The 17,750-nt window shown below is 35.9% G+C and carries 9 protein-coding genes and 4 pseudogenes; 10 read left to right on the top strand and 3 right to left on the bottom strand.

Going from position 1 to position 17,750, the window contains the following annotated elements; all coding sequences use genetic code 11:
* Positions 1–518 precede the first annotated feature (518 nt).
* Positions 519–2,414, top strand: coding sequence for a PrkA family serine protein kinase (locus ACEWFJ_RS21625; RefSeq protein ID WP_473689872.1), 1,896 nt, complete (start codon positions 519–521; stop codon positions 2,412–2,414).
* A 368-nt stretch (positions 2,415–2,782) separates the two neighbouring features.
* Positions 2,783–3,958 carry a sporulation protein YhbH gene (yhbH, locus tag ACEWFJ_RS21620; protein ID WP_440604375.1) on the top strand — a complete coding sequence of 392 codons (1,176 nt, stop codon included), beginning with the start codon at positions 2,783–2,785 and terminating at the stop codon, positions 3,956–3,958.
* A gap of 59 nt (positions 3,959–4,017) precedes the next feature.
* Here yhbH and ACEWFJ_RS21615 read toward each other — a convergent pair whose 3' ends face one another.
* Positions 4,018–5,280, bottom strand: coding sequence for an S-adenosylmethionine decarboxylase related protein (locus tag ACEWFJ_RS21615; RefSeq protein WP_473689871.1), 1,263 nt, complete (start codon positions 5,278–5,280; stop codon positions 4,018–4,020).
* A gap of 233 nt (positions 5,281–5,513) precedes the next feature.
* Positions 5,514–6,984, bottom strand: a pseudogene (locus tag ACEWFJ_RS21610) (BCCT family transporter).
* Between the two features lie 672 nt (positions 6,985–7,656).
* Between ACEWFJ_RS21610 and ACEWFJ_RS21605 the strand changes: the two are divergent.
* From ACEWFJ_RS21605 to ACEWFJ_RS21590, 4 genes and pseudogenes are all read left to right on the top strand, one after another.
* Positions 7,657–8,217 carry an NfeD family membrane protein gene (locus ACEWFJ_RS21605; protein ID WP_473692641.1) on the top strand — a complete coding sequence of 187 codons (561 nt, stop codon included), beginning with the start codon at positions 7,657–7,659 and terminating at the stop codon, positions 8,215–8,217.
* A gap of 12 nt (positions 8,218–8,229) precedes the next feature.
* Positions 8,230–9,752, top strand: a pseudogene (locus ACEWFJ_RS21600) (flotillin family protein).
* 245 nt (positions 9,753–9,997) lie between these two features.
* Positions 9,998–11,599 carry an ATP-binding protein gene (locus ACEWFJ_RS21595; protein ID WP_473689870.1) on the top strand — a complete coding sequence of 534 codons (1,602 nt, stop codon included), beginning with the start codon at positions 9,998–10,000 and terminating at the stop codon, positions 11,597–11,599.
* Between the two features lies 1 nt (position 11,600).
* Positions 11,601–12,295 (top strand): annotated as a pseudogene (locus ACEWFJ_RS21590) (response regulator).
* Positions 12,296–12,553: 258 nt separating this feature from the next.
* Here the strand turns inward: ACEWFJ_RS21590 and ACEWFJ_RS21585 are convergent.
* Positions 12,554–13,860: pseudogene (locus tag ACEWFJ_RS21585) on the bottom strand (CitMHS family transporter).
* A 562-nt stretch (positions 13,861–14,422) separates the two neighbouring features.
* Between ACEWFJ_RS21585 and ACEWFJ_RS21580 the strand changes: the two are divergent.
* The 4 genes from ACEWFJ_RS21580 (at position 14,423) to ACEWFJ_RS21565 (ending at position 17,259) form a co-directional block, all read left to right on the top strand.
* Positions 14,423–14,677: a hypothetical protein gene (locus ACEWFJ_RS21580; RefSeq protein WP_473689869.1), complete on the top strand. Its 255-nt coding sequence runs from the start codon at positions 14,423–14,425 to the stop codon at positions 14,675–14,677.
* Positions 14,678–15,026: 349 nt separating this feature from the next.
* Positions 15,027–15,572, top strand: coding sequence for a helix-turn-helix domain-containing protein (locus tag ACEWFJ_RS21575; RefSeq protein ID WP_473689868.1), 546 nt, complete (start codon positions 15,027–15,029; stop codon positions 15,570–15,572).
* Between the two features lie 5 nt (positions 15,573–15,577).
* Positions 15,578–16,522, top strand: coding sequence for an alpha/beta hydrolase family protein (locus ACEWFJ_RS21570; RefSeq protein ID WP_473689867.1), 945 nt, complete (start codon positions 15,578–15,580; stop codon positions 16,520–16,522).
* An 11-nt stretch (positions 16,523–16,533) separates the two neighbouring features.
* On the top strand, positions 16,534–17,259 hold the full coding sequence (locus ACEWFJ_RS21565; RefSeq protein ID WP_473689866.1) for an ankyrin repeat domain-containing protein: 726 nt from the start codon (positions 16,534–16,536) through the stop codon (positions 17,257–17,259).
* Positions 17,260–17,750 lie beyond the last annotated feature (491 nt).

Here is a 17,750-nt window from a genome sequence, read left to right as displayed (position 1 = left end):
AATTTTTGAAAGAAAAAAATGCGATTTTAGCCCAAGGTTATTATTTTATGACAGATAAAAAGTGATGAGCATCAAGCTCATCACTTTTTTTATCCCGCATTAACGGGCAGTAAGACCCCCACCTCAAGATACAGAGAGAAGCGAGGAAGCTAGGTGGGGGATAACTGCCCGTAAAAGCCCGATTGGTTCAACTAACCATCAGTGGGAGATGAAAAAACTCTCCACTGATGGAAGTTTCACTTTATTTTGTTCCTGGTTTATCATTGTATCCTGATGTGAAAATAGCAGTGAGAAATGTGAGCATAACACCTAAAATTAATAAAAGTTTCATAAGAATTTAGCCCCCCATTCATATTCATTCCCTATAACTTGTATTATATCGAATTTTCTTTCAATTTTGGTAATAAAATTTATAAAGTTTGTGTGCGATTTCATTTGGATTCGTACGAATGTTTAAGGACATCCTCGCATACTTTTATAATAATCCGCTTGAACAAGGAGATGGGGGAGGAGCTATAATGGATATTTTAAAGAAAATCGAACAGCACCGGGAAACAGAAGAACGTTTAAAGTGGGAAGGGACATTTGCTGATTATTTAGAACTTCTTAAGGAAAGACCATGGGTGGCACAAACAGCACATTCTCGTATTTATAATATGATTAAGGATGCTGGAATTGAAGAAGTAGACGGCCTAAGAAAATATAATTTCTTTAGTAATCAATTATTTGGATTAGAAGAAGCATTAGAGCGTCTTGTAGAAGAATATTTTCATCCATCTGCAAAACGTTTAGATGTAAGAAAACGGATTTTATTATTAATGGGGCCAGTTAGTGGTGGGAAATCTACATTGGTTACGATGTTAAAGCGTGGATTAGAGGCATATTCACATACAGATCGCGGTTCGGTTTTTGCAATAAAAGGATGCCCAATGCACGAAGATCCGCTTCATCTTATTCCGCATCATTTACGTGATGATTTTTATGCAGAGTATGGCGTGCGAATTGAAGGGAATTTGTCACCATTAAACTTAATGCGCCTAGAAAAAGAGTATGGAAGCAGAATTGAAGATGTAGTTGTGGAGCGTATTTTCTTCTCAGAAGATCGCAGAACAGGGATTGGAACATTTAGTCCATCTGATCCAAAATCACAAGATATTGCGGATTTAACAGGTAGTATTGATTTTTCTACTATTGCTGAATTTGGTTCAGAATCAGATCCACGCGCTTACCGCTTTGATGGAGAATTAAATAAAGCGAACCGTGGGATGATGGAATTTCAAGAGATGTTAAAATGTGACGAAAAGTTTCTATGGCATTTATTATCGTTAACGCAAGAAGGGAATTTTAAAGCAGGCCGATTTGCACTGATCTCAGCAGATGAATTAATTGTTGCACATACGAACGAAACAGAATATCGCTCTTTTATTTCTAATAAGAAAAATGAAGCACTTCATTCGCGGATTATTGTAATGCCAATTCCATATAACTTACGGGTAAGTGAGGAAGAGCATATTTATGAGAAAATGATTCATGAAAGTGATGTTTCTGATGTTCATATTGCACCGCATACACTTCGCGTTGCAGCAATGTTTACAATCTTAACACGCTTAAAAGATCCGAAGCGGCCAGACATCGATTTAATTAAGAAAATGCGTTTATATGATGGTGAAATGGTAGAAGGGTACAATTCTATTGATGTAGAGGAAATGCAGCGCGAATATCAAGATGAAGGTATGAGTGGAATTGATCCGCGCTATGTTATCAATCGTATTTCTTCTACAATTATTCGTAAAGAAGTAGCATCAATTAATGCTTTAGATGTATTACGTTCTTTAAAGGATGGATTAGATCAACATCCATCTATTAGCAATGAAGATCGTGAGCGCTATATGAATTTCATTTCATTAGCACGTAAAGAGTATGATGAAATTGCGAAGAAAGAAGTACAAAAAGCATTTGTATATTCATATGAAGAATCTGCGAAGACACTTATGGATAATTATTTAGATAACGTAGAAGCATACTGCAATAAATCGAAACTACGCGATCCATTAACTGGAGAAGAAATGAGTGCGGATGAAAAACTTATGCGCTCTATTGAAGAACAAATTGGCATTTCTGAAAATGCGAAGAAAGCGTTCCGTGAAGAGATTTTAATTCGTATCTCTGCATATGCTCGCAAAGGGAAGCGATTTGATTATAATTCGCATGAACGTCTTCGTGAAGCAATCCAGAAGAAACTATTTGCTGATTTGAAAGATGTTGTGAAGATTACGACTTCAACGAAAACGCCGGATGAAAATCAGCTGAAGAAAATTAATAATGTTGTAGCACGATTAATTGATGAACATGGCTACAATTCCACATCTGCCAATGAATTATTGCGTTATGTAGGTAGTTTGTTAAATCGATAATAATTATAGTTGTAGAAAAAGAAAAGCTGTCTCTTGGAAAGGGGCAGTTTTTTTTATATTTTATTTTCGACTATAAGAGGTGCTTGTCCACTATGAGTAAATTTAAATGCAATCTTATGAATTTATTTGTCAATTATTTTCACAATGAGCATATGATAGAGTAACCAACCATTCATAAAGAAAAAGGTCAACACAATACAATATGTTGTGCAGCTGTAAAGTGTGCAACAATGCATTGTGTTTCTTTCTTAATTGCGAAAGTGTATCAGTTTTTTATTCATGTAAAAGTAAATTTCTCTTAGTAGGATTTTCATGTTTTAATCTGTGTTTAAGTGAAAGTATAAAAAATTAGGTAAGGAGGGAAAGGAATGGCAGAAGAAAATCAATATAATTATACGGTTTCACAGGAAAATTGGTCCCTCCATCGTAAAGGGCATGATGATCAACAACGTCATCAAGAAAAAGTGCAAGAGGCAATAAAAAATAATTTACCAGACCTTGTTACAGAAGAAAGTATTGTCATGTCCAATGGTAGGGATGTTGTAAAAATACCAATTCGTTCACTAGATGAATATAAAATTCGTTATAACTATGATAAAAATAAACATGTCGGTCAAGGAACAGGGGATAGTAAAGTCGGTGATGTTGTAGCGAGAGATGGATCGAGCGGCCAAAAGCAAAAAGGACCAGGAAAAGGGCAAGGAGCAGGAGACTCTGCAGGAGAAGATTATTACGAGGCGGAAGTATCGATTTTAGAGCTTGAGCAAGCATTTTTTAAAGAATTAGAGCTTCCTAATTTGCAGCGTAAAGAACTGGATGAAAATCGTATTGAACACATTGAATTTAACGACATTCGTAAAACAGGACTTTGGGGAAACATTGATAAAAAACGGACAATGATATCTGCTTATAAACGAAATGCAATGAATGGCAATCCAGCTTTTCATCCAATTAAGCGAGAAGATTTAAAATTCCGTACGTGGAATGAAGTTTTGAAGCCAGAATCAAAAGCTGTTGTGTTAGCAATGATGGATACGAGCGGTTCGATGGGGCTTTGGGAAAAATATATGGCTCGTAGCTTTTTCTTCTGGATGGCCCGTTTTTTACGTACGAAATATGAAACAGTAGATATTGAATTTATCGCACACCATACAGAAGCAAAAGTTGTTACAGAAGAAGAATTTTTCTCAAAAGGTGAAAGCGGGGGAACAATTTGTTCATCGGCATACAGAAAAGCATTAGAACTGATTGAAACAAAATATTCTCCGGAACGCTATAACATATACCCGTTCCACTTCTCAGATGGAGATAATTTAACATCTGATAATGCCCGCTGTGTAAAACTTGTGCAAGAATTAATGAAAGTATCTAATATGTTTGGGTATGGAGAAGTGAATCAGTATAATCGTCATAGTACACTCATGTCAGCATATAAAAATGTGAAAGATGAGAAGTTTCGCTATTATATTTTAAAACAAAAAGCTGACGTATTTCATGCGATGAAGAGCTTTTTCCGAGAAGAATCGAAGGAAAAGATGGCTTGAACCCCTAAGTGAAGGGGTTTTTGTTTTTAAGTGAAACCAAAAAGATTGAGTAGGAAAAACTACTCAATCTTTTTTATACGATCAAATAATAAACCATCTGTCGTACCATTTTCTCCTATTACAAAATCTTTCATATAATATGAAAGATAATCACCATACTTCGAATCTGTATTTAAAAGAAGTTCATCTACAAAATAACAACCAAGTGGTAAATCATCGAGTAAGAGGCTGGCAAGTGCTCCGTAAACGCCGCAAGCCACTTGAAAATAAGTTGCATTTGTTCCGTATTGTGTGTACACATGCTGGGTAGCAGTAGTGTTGTACATATATACCTCTTTGTCTTTATACACAAGTAAGACACCGATTAAATCTTCACCGATGAGTTGTCCGTTTTCTGGATTTAATACGTGATGATCCCAGCTCCATAGTTCATCAATATTATGTTGATTGTCATGAATTAATTGTGTCATATAATCATTGATACGATATAAAAAACCTACCTCCATGTCATATAATTTTCCGAGATTAATTACTTCTTCATGTCCCATTAAACAACCGGAAAACTGTTTATCTCCTAACGTTACTTTAAATTCTTGTTCATAAGCGGTGTTACATAAGAGAATGGGAGTTTGATGTTTCATAAAAAGAGGATAGTTTAAAATGCCTTCTTCTAAAAAACCTGCTGGAGACCATGTCGAGTATACTGTTTTTTCTTTAATAAGGGTTGGATCATGATAGAAAGTTGTATCGTGTTCGACGATGAAACAAGCGAGGGGGATTTCCGTAGGATTTTGCTTCATTAATTTAATTGCCATCCATTGGACGACACCGGGATTCATACCGGAACAAATAATGCCTGTCATTTTTGTGAAGGTAGGTTTATGTTCTTCAAAGAAATTTTGTCTTTCTAGTAAACTGAATCGCTTTATATGTTCATTCGCATCAATTGCTGGTGATTGCAATGCTGTATTAATATAATGTACTCCAAATTCATTACAGCATGTCAACATTTCTACTGCATCTGCTAAGGAAGCATCAACAACCAGGGTTGTCCCCGTTTTTTGTAGATGGTTTCGAAATAATGCGTTATCGCTTAGATCGAACATATGAAATGTAAAACTCTCGTATAATGCAGGATACATTTCTTTAAAATAGGATTGCGGTTTTTGCCTTATGTCAATTAAATGAATCGAACAGTTCTGCAATTGAGAGTATAAAGGATTATGACTATCTTTCACGGCATGATTTAATAAAGATAAAAATGCACGAGCAGCGCCGCCGCTGCTTCCAAGTATAGTAAGAATGAGTTGTTCTTTTTTCATGTTTTCCCTCCTATGTGATTAAGATATGCTCTTCATATGAGAAAGGATTATTTGTTTGTCCATACATGCATAAAAATTCATTGTTTATCCCGTATGGCAGTAAGCCCACCATTTCAAGATTGAGAGAGAAGCGAAGAAGATAGGTCCACTGATAGAAGTTTCACCTAATCTATGAATATGGAAAAAACCGCAGTCTATTTGGAAGACTGCGGATGGAATAGTGAAAAGTATGATTATCCAGTTTTTTGCACACTTTGCGATTTTGGTGTTCGTTGTATTGTAAAAGCTTCTTTTCGTAATTCTTTAAATAGCGATGTCACCATTAATATAATAACAATTGAAAATGGAAATGCTGCGAGGATTGCTGCAATTTGCAGCGCATTTAAACCACCTGCTTGTAATAAGATTGCTGCAATTGCTGAAATGGTAAGTCCCCAAATGAGTTTTAAGCGATTGCTAGGAGATAAATTTCCATTACTTGTTTGCATGGCTACAACAAACGTTGCGGAGTCTGCAGATGTAACAAAGAATGTAGCGATTAAAATTAACGCAACAATTGTTAGAAATGATGAAAACGGTAAATGAGAAATGACAGCAAAAAGACCGGTTTCTATACCGTTTTTTGTAATTTCGTCCGCGATTCCTAATGATTGGAACATCTCCATGTGAATGGCTGTTCCACCGAATACTGTAAACCAAAATGTGCAGATTAATGTTGGGACTAATACAACGCCGAAAATAAATTCACGAATTGTGCGTCCACGTGAAATTCGTGCAATAAATGTACCGACGAATGGCGACCAAGAAATCCACCATCCCCAATAGAAGAGTGTCCATTTTTCAATCCATGCAGAATTGTGATCACTAAAAGCACCTAAGTTCAAGCTCATACTTGGCAATGACCCTATATAAGATCCTAATGTTGATATGAAATATTTTATAATAAAAACAGTTGGCCCGAAAATTAAAAAGGAAACGAGTAAAATTCCTGCAAGAGAAATGTTCAAGTTACTCAAATATTTAATCCCACGATCTAATCCTGTTTGTGCACTCGTTAAATAGAGGACTGTAAAGATTAAAATGAGTACGAGCTGTGTGCCAACTGTATTGCTAATAGAAGGGAATAAGTAATGTAATCCACTATCCGATAGGTGATGTTTTCGATCGATTAAATAAAGGAGTAACTGCAGCGCTAATTGTACTACCTTTTTGTTTGCGAAAGGTAAAGTATGCAAGAACTAAAGCGACGATTGCATATAATGACCAAGGGAATAATCCCCAATGGAAGAATGAATATTGCATTGCGAGTTCAGCACTTTGTTGGCTGCCAGGTTCACCTGTAAGAGGAGCATTTAAATGTGATATTGGTTCGGAAATGCCATAAAAGACGAGGCCGATTCCCATACCAGCTCCAAATAACATTGCGATCCATGAAAGATAACTATATTTTGGTTTTTCATCATCTTTACCAAGACGAATGGAACCGTATTTCGAAAATGCTAAGTAAGCGGCTAAAAGAACCATTGCGGTCATTAATAGAGAATAAAACCATCCAAAATTACTGAGGATAAAAGAGTTCAACGACGAGGTAACACTTTGTAAATCATAGCCTTGTATCCATTTTGCTGGAAGTACACCCCATATAATAAACAAGGTTGTCAGCAAAATAGAGATATAAAATACACTGTTTTCTTTTTTGAGCATCCAATCCCACCTTTATTTAATAAAGTTAATAGTTATATTAACCATAACAATTTTTAAGAGAGGTGTCAAAACACGACCTTAGAAGCCGATGATAGATGGTAGAAAATGTGATATAAACTGAACCGTTTACAAATAGAGTTTTGTATATCGTTTGTTCATCATTTTCTGCCACTTAAGTGCGTTATATTTCCAACAAGTATTATCAATCATCTTATGTAAATAAGGCATTCTACGATTAATATCAATAAACCATAATTTATGTGATTTTACATCATTTACCTTTTATCATACCATAATTTTTAGATGAATAAAAATGGATCAAAAGCTATTATCTCTGATTTTGTAGGAGTCATAAGTTTTTGTATTACAACAGCAATTATTAATATTATTTGGTTTTTTATAGTTTTTCGTTCACCGTCAGTATCAAGTAAAGTTAATTTTTAAAAAATTCTAATGCGTGTACATCTTTACTTTTTATGTAAAATAATATATTATATGGATATACAATATATCGGTTATTTTTGAGGAGGAGCCTGTCACTACGGGCTCCTCCTGTGCCTTTTTAAGGGGTCTGTGATGCAGGCCCCTTTTTCTATAGATGAAATAACTGAAAATTTTAAAATATGAAATTTAAAAGGGGAGATGCATACATATAAGAAGATGAACGCATTGATGAAAGGAGGGGAAGCGCTGTTGTTTAGCCATGGACTTGAAATAATTTACTTATACGGATTTATTATAACGACATTCATTACTGTTATATATTTATTTTTTAGTGATGTGTTTGAATCATTATTTCACATAGTAGGCGGACCGACTTCACCTGTAACAATATTATTTAGCTTTCTTGCTATGTTTTGTGGTTTTGGATATATCTTTGAATATATGTTTTCTTGGGGAAGTATTGTTATTTTTTTCGTTGCCTTTTTTCTTGCGCTTATTGGGGTAATTGCGATGAAAATGCTTGTGTTATCTCCGATTGCGAAAGCGGAACAAAATACAGTGCAGCGCATGGATGAATTTATTGGTTGCAAGGGTGAAGTGCTGATTACGATTCCGAAAGAAGGTTTTGGTGAGGTGCTGGTGTCTTCTCAATTTGGCAGTAATGCAATGCCAGCTAAAACGATAGGGAAGAAAGATATTTTACAAGGATCTTATGTCATTGTTGAAGCTGTGCAAGACGGTGTTTTACTTGTGCAAAATTTAGCAATGTCTTTAAAGAAACCAAAATAATAAGGAGGATTTATTATGGTTCCATTAATTATTGGCGGTGTTTTATTAGCAATATTAGCTATCCTTATTTTAGTCTTTATTACAAAATATCGTACTGTCGGTCCAGATGAAGCCTTGATTGTAACGGGAAGTGGACTAGGTAGTGGGAAAAATGTTGTTACAACAGATGATGGTAAGAAGATTAAGATTATTCGCGGTGGTGGTACATTTGTTGTACCAATTATGCAGCAAGCAGAACCTCTCAGTTTATTAAACTATAAGTTAGAAGTAGGAACACGTGATACATATACGAAGCAAGGCGTTCCTGTAACAGTAAATGGTGTTTCTATTATTAAGGTGGGTTCTACAATTGAGGAAGTATCAACAGCAGCAGAGCAATATTTAGGAAAAGAAACAGAAGAATTAAAAATAGAAGCAAAGGAAGTGTTAGAAGGGCATTTACGCGCCATTTTATCTTCTATGACAGTTGAAGATGCTTATAGTAATAGAGAACAATTTGCACAAAAAGTACATGAAGTGGCTTCCACTGATTTGAAGAAGATGGGACTTCGCATTGTATCATTTACTATTAAGGAAATTAGTGATAAAAATGGATATTTAGATGCACTTGGACAGCCGCAAATTGCAACAGTAAAACGTGATGCAACAATTGCAAATGCAGAGAGAGAAAAAGAAGCACGTATTGAAAAAGCACGTGCTGAAAAAGAGGCAAAAGAGGCCGAGTACCAACGAGATGCACAAATTGCTGAAGCAGAGAAACATAAAGAGTTAAAGGTGCAAGCATATAAAAGAGAGCAAGAACAAGCACGTGCTGATGCAGACCTTTCATATGAGCTACAACAGGCGAAAGCACAACAAGGTGTAACAGAAGAGCAAATGCGTGTAAAAATTATTGAGCGTGAAAAACAAATCGAATTAGAAGAAAAAGAAATTGCTCGTCGTGAAAAGCAATACGACGCAGAAGTGAAGAAAAAGCAGACGCTGATCGTTATGCAGTTGAGCAGGCTGCGGAAGCAGAAAAAGTGAAACAAATAAAAAGAGCAGATGCTGAGCAGTATAAAATTGAAGCGGAAGCAAGAGCGCGCGCAGAAGAAGTGCGTGTTGAAGGTTTAGCAAAAGCAGAAGTACAAAAAGCACAAGGTACAGCAGAAGCGGATGTTATTAAACTAAAAGGTCTTGCCGAAGCAGAAGCAAAACAAAAAATTGCTGAAGCATTTGAACTATATGGTCAAGCAGCGATTATGGATATGGTACTGAAAATGTTACCAAGTTATGCGAAAGAAATTGCAAGCCCGCTTAGTAATATCGACAAAATTACAGTTGTGGATACAGGCGGTGGAAAAAATAGCGGTGCTGGTAAAGTAGCAGGCTATGCAACAGATTTAATGGCAACGATGCAAGAAACATTAAAAGCTTCTTCAGGGATTGATTTGAAAGAATTGCTGGAAAGTTTTGCTGGGAAAGGTGCAGTACAGCAGACACCGAAGGAAAAGATGGTTGTGCAAGTAGTTGAAGAAAACAAAGATAATAATTAGTTAAAAATAAGAAAACTCTAGAAAAAATTCTAGAGTTTTCTTATTTTTAGTATATCTATAAAAAAGACTAGATAGGATCGAATCAAGTAATACATTGCTATAAGGTTGGTTATAGATTCATAGCTTGTATAGGAAATAGATCTCCTAGTACAATATATATAAGAGGAATGTGTTTCATATAATGTAAATTTAAATTTCTGTATATTCTTAAAATTAAAGTGTGATATCAGTTAGGGGATCTTGCTTTGAAACTGAAAAAACTAAAATTGCAGCCAAGGGTTGCATTATTTATAGGTATTCTTGTTTTGTTCGTTATCGTTCAAATGAGTATTTTATTTTATTACATATTATCTGATAGCATGGAAGATCAAATTGGGAAGAGAGCTTTACAGGTAGCTAAGACAGTGGCTTCTATACCAGAAATTCATAAGGCATTTCACACAAATCATCCATCTGAAGTGATTCAGCCGATTGCAGAACAAATTCGAACTGAAACGGACGCAGAATTTATTGTAGTCGGTAATAAGGAAGGGATTCGGTACGCGCATCCTGTGCCGGATAGAATTGGTGAAAAAATGGTTGGTGGAGATAACGAAGGTGTGCTAAAAGAGGGAAGGTCTTACGTATCAAAGGCGATTGGAACTTTAGGGCTTTCTGTACGTGGAAAAGTTCCAATTCGTGATGAAACGAATAAGGTTATAGGAGTTGTGTCCGTGGGATTTCTTGCGGAGGATATACATGAAGTAATAGAAAAACATAGTGTTCCAATCTTGTGGGTAGCTGTATGTGGACTTGTAGTAGGTATTGTTGGTTCTGTCTACTTGGCACGGGGTATTAAAAAATTAATGTTTGGATTAGAGCCGGAAGAGATTTCTTCTTTGTATGAGGAGCATAGCGCTGTAATTCAATCTGTACGTGAAGGGATTATAGTTATTGATAAACGAGGGTGTATTAGTTTAGTAAATCAGGCAGCCTGCGATATCCTTTCTCTAAGGCAAGAGGAGTCTGTTATTGGGAAGCCTATTTTGCAGATTGTGCCCAATTCTTCCATATTAGAAGTACTTCGGACTGGAGAGGAACAATTGGATCGACAAATGGATGTAAACGGGAAAGTAGTGATTGTAAATCGATTGCCTGTCAAAGTAGAAAATGAAGTAATCGGAGTCGTTTCTAGTTTCCGGCTAAAATCAGAGATTGATCAGTTAACCGAAGAACTCTCACAAGTAAAAACATATACAGAAGCACTTCGTGCGCAGACACATGAATATAAGAATTTTTTATATACATTATCAGGATTAATTCAACTAGAATCTTATGAGGAAGCGATAGAGCTTATTCATAAAGAAACAGCTCTTCAGCAGGATTTTGTGCAATTTATTATGACAAAATTACAAAATCCGTGGTTAGGAGGAATTGTAGTTGGTTTTTATAATCGTGCTAGAGAATTAAAAATTGATTTAATAATAGATCGAGAGAGTTGTTTGAAAGAATTGCCAGCTTATATAGATAGTAACCATGTTGTATCAATTCTCGGCAATTTAATTACGAATGCTTTCGAATCAGTAGAGAGAAAAGAAGAGAATAAGAAAATAGTAAACTTATTTATAACAGATATTGGAGATGAAATTATTATTGAAGTAGAAGATTCTGGATCCGGAATTGATGATAAGATTGTTGCACATATCTTTCATAAAGGTTTTTCTACGAAAGAAGGAGAAAAGCGCGGGTATGGATTGGCTAAAGTGAAAGAATTAGTAGATGAATTACATGGTAACATTACGATTGAAAAAGGGGACTTAGGGGGAGCTTTATTTATTGTGGCGTTACCAAAGGAAAGAGGGGAATAGCATGTCTCAAACTATTGAGGTGTTAATTGTAGAGGACGATGTTCGCATTGCTGAAATTCATCGCCGTTTTACTGATAAAGTGGAAGGGTTTACTGTGGTGGGTACAGCAATAACAGGGGAGCAAGCAAAGGAATGGATCGAACTTGTAAAGCCGCAACTTGTATTACTTGATGTTTATTTACCTGATATGAAAGGAACAGATTTAGTAACGTTCATTCGTCATAATGTGCCAGATACAGATGTTATCATGATTACTGCAGCATCTGAAGTTGAGGTTGTTCAGCGTGCACTCCGTGGTGGTGTATTTGATTATATTGTAAAACCGCTTATGTTTGAAAGATTCAAGGAAAGTTTAGAAAACTATCGAAATAAAGTGGAGAAATTAAAGCAATCTCAAAAATTATCACCAGAACAGATTGAAAGTTTATGGAACAGGAGAACGCAGGGGGTGGGTATTCATACAGAACATTCACCTAAGGGGATTGATCCTCTGACTCTAAAAAAATTTTACAGTGTGTGCTAACAATGGAGTATAACGGAATAACTGCGGAAATGCTTAGTAAAGAATCGGGAGTCAGCCGTTCGACAGCAAGGCGATATTTAGAGTATTTAATTTCGCAGAAGAAAATTTATGCTGAATTGATTTATGGAAATGTGGGACGACCAGAAAGAAGATATTTTCCTATTTCTTCATAAATAAAGTAGAAGAGCAGCCTTCATACAAAGGGGATGCTCTTTTTTGTGGGAGGAGTAGCTCAGAGTAGATGAAAAAAGAAACTCCTTATGGGAAAGGAGTTTCTTTTATAGAATATAAGCGATTCTTGTTTCTATCGTATTAGACTAAAATATGATTATACATGCTACAAATTATTGTGATGCAGGCTTCTTTATCCCGCATTAACGGACAGTAAGCCCCCCGCTTCAAGATTCGCAGGAGATAAGTGGCGGGAGTTTTCATAAAGAAATTACCCCTGTAAGAATAGCAATGAATAACATAAAGAGTGTCGTTCCAACGGCCCATTTTAATGTGAATCGTTGATGATCTCCAAAATCAACTTTCGCCATTCCTACTAATAAATATGTAGATGCAACGAGTGGACTAAGCATATGAACAGGTTGTCCTAATAAGGAAGCTCTTCCCATTTCAGCAGCACTAACTCCGTAGCTTGCTGCAGCTTTCGTAAGAATAGGTAGCACACCGAAATAGTAAGCATCATTAGACATAAAGAACGTGAATGGCATACTTGTAATTGCTGTAATGATTGGCAGATGCGGGCCAAGGGAATCTGGAATAAGAGCAACTAAACTATGTGCCATCGCATCAACCATTTTCGTTCCTGATAAAATACCCGTGAAAATACCAGCTGCGAATACTAAGGAAACAACTGCTAATACATTTCCAGCATGAGAAGCAATCCGTTCTTTTTGTTGTTCAAGGTTCGGATAGTTAATCATGACAGCGATTGCAAAGGCAAGCATAAATAAAACAGGAAGAGGTAAAATTTCCATAATTAAACATGTCATAAGAACCACAGTTAATAAGAAATTAATCCATAATAATTTTGGGCGTTTATAATCATATACTTCTACAGTTGCTGCTTGCTCTGTAAAAGCTGATTTCTCTGCTTTGGAAAATTGAATATCGACGATTCCTAATCGTTTCTGTTCCTTTTTCCAAGCATGTAAGCGACAAAAATCACCCATAGTGCCCCGCCGATTAACGCTGGAATAAGCGGTGTAAATAATTGAGAAGCGTCAAGGCCAAGTGCGCTCATTGCTCTAGCAGTAGGACCACCCCATGGAATAATATTTGTTACACCAGCGCCTAGCATGACAATTCCGGCCAAAATGAGCGGATTCATATTAAGGCGTTTATATAGCGGATACATAGCAGATACAGTAATCATATATGTTGTTGTACCATCACCATCTAAAGAAACAAGTAGTGTCAAAATGGCTGTTCCAACAACAATTTTTAATGGATCGCCTTTTACAATTTTTAATATTCTCGAAATAGCGGGATCGAATAAACCGCTATCAATCATAATACCAAAGTATAAAATAGCAAACATTAACATAATACCAGTGGGTGCTAAATTTTTAATCCCCGCTAACATCATCGGTCCTACATTAGCATAAAAACCGCTTATTATAGCAAATAAGGTAGGAATAAGCATTAAGGCCACTAGTGCGGACATTCGCCTTGTCATAATTAAAAACATGAACACAACTACCATTGCAAATCCTAATATCGCTAACATGAAAAACCCCTCCTTAATAAATTGATTGCGCTTTCAATAAATGATTTAATTTTCAGATAATAGCGTTATTACGGTCATGATACGTGATAAAGGATATCTGGTAAATAATTAGAGAAATAACTCTATTAAAAGCATAATTTTTATATAGTTCATTTTGTTCACAGGTTTATGATGGAACAAATTTATCCCGCATTAACGGGCAGTAAGACCCCTACCTCAAGATGCAGAAAGAAGTAAAGAAGATAGGTGGGGGATAACTGTCCGTAAAAGCCCGATTGGTTCAACTAGCCATCAGTGGGGGATGAAAAAAACCACTGATGGAAGTTTCACTTTACCCCGCTATTCGAGGCCAGTAAGATCTCAACCTCAAGATTCAAAGAAAAGCGAAGAAGATAGGCGGAGGATGAAAAAAACCACTGATGGAAGTTTATTATATTGGTATAGCTAACTAAAAAATGTAATACAATTCAAATCTTTTAAAATATAAAAGATCTGGAATAACAGTGATAGAATGGGTGAGGAAAATGAGATTTTGAATAGGAAAGTAAGGAGTAGAGCTTGTATGAAAGTAGTTATTGAAAGTGTCTATAGTCCATGTAATGGAGTAGTAGAAGAAGTGTTAATCAATGAAACGTCTCATATATATGAATGGGAAAAGTTACTTATTATTAGAAATAATAAAGGTGTATTAGAAGAAGCAGCGGTTGGGATTAGTGGAAATATAGTATCTGTAGATGTAGTAGTTGGACAGGAAGTAGATACGAATACGGTATTGTGTAAAGTAGAAGATGATTTTTTAATAACGGGATGCGAATAAATTTCATTTTATTAAAATATAAAAAACAAAAACGAGTATGTGTGTAAGTAATACATGTACTCGTTTTTTGTAATGAAAAATGATATACCAGAGGGTTCTATTCATTGCTATCCATCAATATTTTTAATATGAATAAAGATTACCCCGCTATTCCCACCTGAAGATTGAGAGAAACGAAGAAGATAGGTGGGGAATAACTGCTGGCATGCGCCCGATTGGTGAGAGCTTTCCATCAGCGGGGATGAAGAAAACCCCACTGATGGAAGTTTCACCTTATTTTTTATTTATTTTTGTTATCATAATTGATAATATAATCATAAGATATAGAAAAGGAAGTAGGTTTTTATATATGAAAGAAAAAAAGATGGATATATTATTTCATCCAATTCGCTTTCAACTTATTCAAGAGTTTATTGGAGGAGAAAAATTAACAGCAAAGCAGCTTGCTAAAAAATTACCTCATATTCCACAAGCGACGTTATATCGCCATTTAGAAAAATTAACAACAGCACATATTTTACAAGTTGCTCAGGAAACACAAATACGAGGAACGGTTGAAAAATTATATGTGTTAAATAACAGTATGGCCAGCATTTCACAAAAGGATTTGCAAGATGTAACGAAAGAAGAACATATGCAATATTTCATGATGTTTGTTACACAGCTTACAGCAAATTTTAAAGATTATTTGCAGCAAGATCAGATTGATTTTGAGAAAGATGGAGTGGGGTATCGTCAAGCAAGTTTTTACATGAGTGATGAGGAGTTTCAAGAATTTATACAAGAAATGAGTGGAGTATTTTTAAAAGCAATGAAGCGTAAGCCATCTCCAGAGCGAAAGCGAAGAACGCTTTCAACAATTATAATTCCTGAAAGAAATGGGAAGGGAGAATAAAAAAGATGGGAAAAGAATTGTTCGTTACAATTGAAAGTACGGTTTCACTTCAAGGAACGTTAACAATTCCAGCATATGACGCACCAACATACCCAGCTATTTTACTTATTGGCGGAACTGGAAAAGGAGATCGGGATGGAAATGTTCGCGGTTTAAAACTACATTTATATAAAGATTTAGCGGATTATTTCACTTCATTAGGATTTGCAACGTTACGTTACGATAAGCGTGGTACGCACAAAAGTGAAGGCGATTATTATAAAACAGGTGTTGCAGACTTAATTGATGATGGGGTTGCTTGCGTACGTTTTTTAAAGGAGCATCCGCAAATTGATCCAAAGCGAATCGTAATTGTAGGTCATAGTGAAGGTGCTTTACTTGCGCCAGCTATTTATGTAAGAGAATCAGTTGCTAACTTAATTTTACTTAGCGGCGGAGCTGAGCCTTCGAAAACATTACTTCCAAGACAAATGGAAACGGTAGTGAAAGAATTGGAAGCAGCATCTGGATTTCGAGGGTGGCTATACCGCTTTTTAAAACTTCCAAAGCGTATTAAGAAACAGAATGAAGCGGTGATGGAAAAAATACAACAATCGTCAAATCCTGTTATGCGAATAAAAGGGGCAAAAGTAAATGCAAAGTGGATACGTGAACAATTTCAATACAATGTCGTAGAGTATTTAGAGAAAGTAACATGTCCTGTTTTGGCGATTACTGGAGATCGAGATATACAAGTGCCGCCAGAACAGGCAAAGGATATTGCTGAATATGTAGCTGGTGAGGCAGAGTGGCATGTCATCCCGAACATGAATCATATTTTACGAGAAGTCGAGAAAAATCATACAATACTAGGCCTAATGAAGGAATATAAGGGGCTTGTGGATAAGAATATTCAAGAAGAGTTATTGTATGTTATGAAGGATTGGTTAGCAAAATACAATCTTCCATAGGAGATGAGACTGTGCGAAGAAAAAACGTTTCATTTCTCATGTTACTTGGACTATTGGTGGTAATGACAGCTTGTGGAAAACAGAATCAAGCAGAGTTTATGATAGTGAAAAAGGAAGACGTAGATACAAAGGAAGAGAACTGGATGGATAAGCAGTTATTACTTTCAGCACAGCTCGGAGATACAGAAACAGTTGTAAAATTGATAAAAAGCGGGGCAAATCTGAATGTAAGAGGTACACAAGGGGAAACACCGGTTATGGCAGCGACGTATTATAACCATATTGATACTGTGAAAACATTACTGGCAGCAGGAGCAGATGTAAATATCCAAGATAATCACAAAGATAATCCATTTTTATATGCTGCAGCAGAGGGGACTTTAGAAATTTTAAAGCTAACGATTGAAGCGGGCGCGGATCCAAAGATAATGAATCAATTTGGCGGTACGGCACTAATTCCAGCAGCAGAACGTGGCCATGTTGAAGTTGTAAGGGAATTTCTCACTCATACAGATATCGATGTCAATCATATTAACAATCTTGGCTGGACTGCATTAATGGAAGCTGTTCTTTTAGGAAATGGAGGTAAAGAATATCAGCAAATTGTACAGATGTTAATAGAGCACAATGCTGATGTAAACATTCCTGATAAAGAAGGTGTTACCCCGCTCCAACATGCCAAAGAAAGAGGATTTACAAGAATCCAATCCATACTAGAAAAAGCAGGTGCTTATTGATGAAAACACCTCACACGTTTCATTGTGTGAGGTGTTTTTTTATTATTAAAAGCATTATTTTTTGGTTTGTATCCAAATACCACTTACCATTCTTTTGTATCTTTTGGATGACCGTTATTAATTTTTTGTGCTGGAATAAAATAATAGCGATTTTATCCCGCATTAACGGGAAGTAAGACCCCCACCTCAAGATGCAGAGAGAAGCGAGGAAGATAGGTGGGGGATAACTGCCCATAAAAGCCCGATTGGTTCAACTAACCATCAGTGGGAGATGAAAAAACTCTCCACTGATGGAAGTTTCACTTTATCTTGCTATTAACAGAGAGGAAAGCCTTGATTGATGAGAGCTTTTCATCGGTGAATGATGAAGAAAATTCCTATTGAAGTAGGAATTGATATATATAAATTTTTTTGTATATATATTAAACACATTGCGGACACACATTTGACATATATGTGTGCTATATTTCAAATTAAAGCTGTTTGTTCTT

This window comes from Bacillus sp. EA-CB0995 (genome assembly GCF_055814245.1).
The sequence above is the reverse complement of the archived record's forward strand: the minus strand, read 5'-3'. Positions and strand labels throughout refer to the sequence as shown.

Bases quoted from the DNA above. Each gene is read 5' to 3' on its own strand.
- ACEWFJ_RS21625 (WP_473689872.1), top strand. From the start codon at position 519: ATGGATATTTTAAAGAAAATCGAACAGCACCGGGAAACAGAAGAACGT.
- ACEWFJ_RS21615 (WP_473689871.1), bottom strand. From the start codon at position 5,280: ATGAAAAAAGAACAACTCATTCTTACTATACTTGGAAGCAGCGGCGGC.
- ACEWFJ_RS21580 (WP_473689869.1), top strand. From the start codon at position 14,423: ATGAAAGTAGTTATTGAAAGTGTCTATAGTCCATGTAATGGAGTAGTA.
- ACEWFJ_RS21570 (WP_473689867.1), top strand. From the start codon at position 15,578: ATGGGAAAAGAATTGTTCGTTACAATTGAAAGTACGGTTTCACTTCAA.
- ACEWFJ_RS21575 (WP_473689868.1), top strand. From the start codon at position 15,027: ATGAAAGAAAAAAAGATGGATATATTATTTCATCCAATTCGCTTTCAA.
- ACEWFJ_RS21605 (WP_473692641.1), top strand. From the start codon at position 7,657: ATGAAAGGAGGGGAAGCGCTGTTGTTTAGCCATGGACTTGAAATAATT.
- yhbH (WP_440604375.1), top strand. From the start codon at position 2,783: ATGGCAGAAGAAAATCAATATAATTATACGGTTTCACAGGAAAATTGG.